General features: G+C 58.9%; 2 protein-coding genes and 1 pseudogene. 2 read left to right on the forward strand and 1 reads right to left on the reverse strand.

The annotated features are described in order from the left end of the window. The first annotated feature begins 179 nt into the window (after nucleotides 1–179). A pseudogene (locus FVQ81_18110) lies at nucleotides 180–263 on the forward strand (ATP-binding protein). A gap of 627 nt (nucleotides 264–890) precedes the next feature. Here FVQ81_18110 and FVQ81_18115 read toward each other — a convergent pair. After that, nucleotides 891–2,432 carry an asparagine synthase B gene (locus FVQ81_18115; GenBank protein ID MBW7998447.1) on the reverse strand — a complete coding sequence of 514 codons (1,542 nt, stop codon included), beginning with the start codon at nucleotides 2,430–2,432 and terminating at the stop codon, nucleotides 891–893. Between the two features lie 764 nt (nucleotides 2,433–3,196). Between FVQ81_18115 and FVQ81_18120 the strand changes: the two genes are divergently transcribed. Then, entirely contained in the window at nucleotides 3,197–3,616 is a 420-nt protein-coding gene (locus FVQ81_18120; protein ID MBW7998448.1) for a hypothetical protein, read from the forward strand. Nucleotides 3,617–3,783: the final 167 nt, after the last annotated feature.

Below are 3,783 nucleotides of genomic sequence, written 5' to 3' on the forward strand. Positions count from 1 at the left end.
GGCGAGGCCAATGAAGGTTTTGCCGGAAACCCGTTCCAGAGGAGGGTGAGGGTGTATGCCGACATGGATGAATGGAGCAAGATACGTTATGCGGTGCTTCGCGAAGGTCAGAGCAAGCGAAAGACGCAACGAGAGACGGGGATGCATTGGAAGACGCTGGAGAAAGTTCTCTTGCACCCGGAGCCCTGCTGGACCGCCTCCACCATCAGGTGCATATCATCGAAGCCAATGGGGAGAGCTACCGGCTCAGGCCAGCCAAAAAGTGCACTTTTACCTCAATCCGTAAATCCAGTTCCAAGAACCGAACAGATGGCCTTATTGACATAGAAAGGGGAAAGGATAAATCTCAACCCAGGTGCCGCACTATTGCACCGCCACCCTCCGCACTATTGGACCGCCCTTTACACTTATTCACCAATTTTGCACCCTCGCTCATCTGATAACACCCCTTGATAAATCCGCTCCGGCTCGAAGCCCGTTACACCGGCACGGGTTGAGTCAACCGCCAAATCCGTCTCAAGATCGCCGCGAAAAGTTCCGTGAGATCGACACCTCCATCATCCCCATCCTCCCCACGGCACCAGGTCACAGCCCGCTTTGGCAGGATGCCGTGGCGGGCAAATTTTGGGTGCCTTCCGCCCGAATTTTGCCACACACCCTGCTACACAAACCTGTTTGATTCCGGGGCATACCGTGTCATACTGCAACACTTAGTGTAGCACACAAGTGATTGATCGGATTGTTAAGTTTCTGTAATAGCGGGGAATATTGTCCAATACGGTTCGACTCTCCCCGTCGGCATGAGCACTTTCTGAGTAGAATATCCCCTGAAAAACCGCAGTACTAGCCCTCGAAGTGGATTGATTCCAGGGGGGCAGGTCAAAGCCGGGCTACGCGCCCTGGACTTCGCCCGGCTCGGCCGCCACGGCGGGATCGCGCTCCAGCGCCCACCGGGCTACGTTGCCAAGCACATCCGACGGACGCGTGAACGCCTCGCAGAGCAGCTTGTGGAACACGCACTCGGCCTGGGAACGCAAGTTTCCGCCCGGCCACTGTTCGGCGTACCGTGCCGCTGCCTCGGGGCTCAGCCAGTGTCCCACCGCCTCGTTCAGCAGTTCGGTTGCGCCGCTGCCTTCGTCGAACTGTTCCTTATTGCGCCACAGAATCTCTTCCGGCAACAGCCCCTCGCCCGCCTTGCGCAGAATCCATTTTTCCACCCACCCCCCTCCGGGCCTTTCCATCAGCTTCAACTCGGGAGGAACCGCCAGGCCCATTTCAACGAAGGCCACATCCAGGAAGGGAACACGGCCTTCCAGCGAGTGGGCCATGGTGAGCCGATCCACCCGCTGCAGGTTCATATTGTGCAGCGCACCCACGGAGCGCCGCAATTCACGATGCAAGGTGGCCCGGTCGGCGATGTCCTGGTAGTAGGTGTAGCCTGCGAAAAGTTCGTCGGCACCCTCCCCCGTCAGCACCACTTTTACGTAAGCGGCCGCCATGCGCGAGACAAAATAGCACGGCACCGCGCTGGGCACGAGATCCTGGTCGAAGGACTCCAGGTGATACACGATCTCCGGCAGCAACGCCCGCACCTCCTCCGTCGTCAGAAAGTACTCGTGGTGGATGGTGTCCAGGTGCCGGGCCACTAGCCGCGCCGCCTCCAGATCCCGGGAGCCTTTCACACCCACGGAGAACGTGTGGAGATGCGGCATATGGCGGCGGGCGATGGCGGCAATGAGGCTGCTGTCCAGCCCGCCGGAAAGAAACGCCCCCACCGGCACGTCGCTCATGAGCCGCTTCACCACCGCCTCTTCCAGCTTCGCTCGAAGCGCGGTTACCAACTCGTTCGTGGACATCTCCGGCGGAGCGGGGCGGGGTAGCTCATAGTAGCGCCGCATGCCCGAAGCGGAGTGGTACCATGAGCCGGGCGGGAATTCGCTGATCTCCCGCGCCCGGCCCTCTAGCGCCTTCAGTTCGGAGGAAAACACCAGCGCGCCGTTCCTGCGGCCATAATAGAGGGGCTTGATGCCGATTGGGTCGCGGGCCAGAAACACCCCCTGTTCATCCGCAATGGCCAGGGCGAACATGCCGTCCAGCTTCTGCACCGCCTCCGCGCCCTCCTGATCGTACAGATGCAGGGCGGCTTCGCTGTCGCTGCGGGTGCGGAAGCGATAGCGCCTCGCCAGGTCTTCGCGCAGGCTGGGAAAGTTATAGATTTCCCCGTTGGCCAGTATCGCGCGCGTGCCCTGCTCATTGAAAATAGGCTGATCCCCATTGGCCGGATCCATGATGGAAAGTCGGCGGTGGCCGAGCGTCCCCTGCTCCTGGTGCAGCATTCCTTCCGCGTCGGGCCCGCGATGGGCCAGCCGGCCCATCATTTCCCGCACCAGCGGATCGTCCGCCTCTCCCCAGATGCCTGCGATACCGCACATGCCCGGATTCCGGTTCGTCGATGTGATTAGCTGCGGGCGGCCTCATCGCCATGCCTCCCGCCCGTGGTGGTGTGTCCGACTGGGTAAACCTACATTTTCCAGATGAGGGTGCCAGACATCCGCAGGCAACCCCCAAGTGTTAAATAACGCAAATCCGGTGTGCGAAATCAAGTTTCCGTCCTCTTTTTCCTTCGTGAATAACGCTTCGAGCTCTTTTTCCGTCGTGTTCCGACATAGTGGTGCGACCAGGAGCATAATCCCTCCCGTTTTGTCACACCCCCCGTCACACGAACCCGTGCAAGAGTGGGGCAGTGCGTGGAGTAGGATGGCAATCAGAACGCCGAAGCCGGTGCTACAATCCTTACCCTCGAAAACCGGTGGACCCAGCCTTCGTCTTATGCAATGCTGTGCATAACTGCTGTGCATTAACGGAGCACAGCCTCCATCGTTCGCACAAGAGCCGATTCTAGAAGTCTAGCAATCAAAGCGCGTTACTCACGACGCTGGCAGTGTCGGGGTCAGGGGTTCGATCCCCCTCATCTCCATTAACCCCCCTCGCCCCTTGCCGCTCTCGTCCTTCCCTTCGCCGCAGCAACCCCCAATCTCCTTTCCTTCTTTGATCTGCTAGACTTTGTCCCGCCTCACTTGGGATTGCCACACCTGAAAATCGAGACGATCTTACCGGCCATGCTCCGGCAAAGTGTCCTTTAATTCTCGGGCCGATTTGTCTCATCTACTTTGACGAAATACAAGGAGGAGACGAGATGATAAACCGCATCAGCCATATCGGAATTGTCGTGAAGGACATGGATGCCGCGGTCGAAAAATGGACATCCGTTTTCGGTTTCAAAAAGTACAGCGAGCTTGAGATCGCCGTGGAAGGCATCCACAGTGTCTTCCTGTCGGTCTGCGGTACGGCGGATGAGATGACCATCGAACTGATGGAACCACTCGACAAGTCGGACTTGAGCAATGCCGTCGCCCGGCGGTTGGCGAAAGCCGGCGAGGGTTTTTATCACCTCGCCGTCGAGGTCGGCGATATCCAGGCCAGTGGCCAATCCCTTGCCGGGCGGGGGCTTACGATCTTGCAACTCCCCCCAACAAGCGACCAACACGCCCCTCGCTGGCTTGTTCATCCCAAGGACGCCAACGGCGTCATGATTGAGGGGATCGTGCGCCGCTAAATGCCTCCCACAGAAGTTCGGAGCAGTACATCGCCCCCTCCGAATTTTGTCACTCCCCACGTCACACAAACCCGTGTAAGGATGGGGCAGGGCGTGGCGAGATTCACTTTGCGTCAATCTCTGGAGAATCGTTTGCTTGTGAGTAGTCTCCTACCAACGAAACTCCG

This window comes from Candidatus Glassbacteria bacterium (assembly GCA_019456185.1).
Classification (GTDB): domain Bacteria; phylum Gemmatimonadota; class Glassbacteria; order GWA2-58-10; family GWA2-58-10; genus JAJRTS01.

What these genes read in the sequence shown, in the direction of transcription:
- FVQ81_18115 (MBW7998447.1), bottom strand. Translation starts at nt 2,432, where the DNA reads ATGTGCGGTATCGCAGGCATCTGGGGAGAGGCGGACGATCCGCTGGTG.
- FVQ81_18120 (MBW7998448.1), top strand. Translation starts at nt 3,197, where the DNA reads ATGATAAACCGCATCAGCCATATCGGAATTGTCGTGAAGGACATGGAT.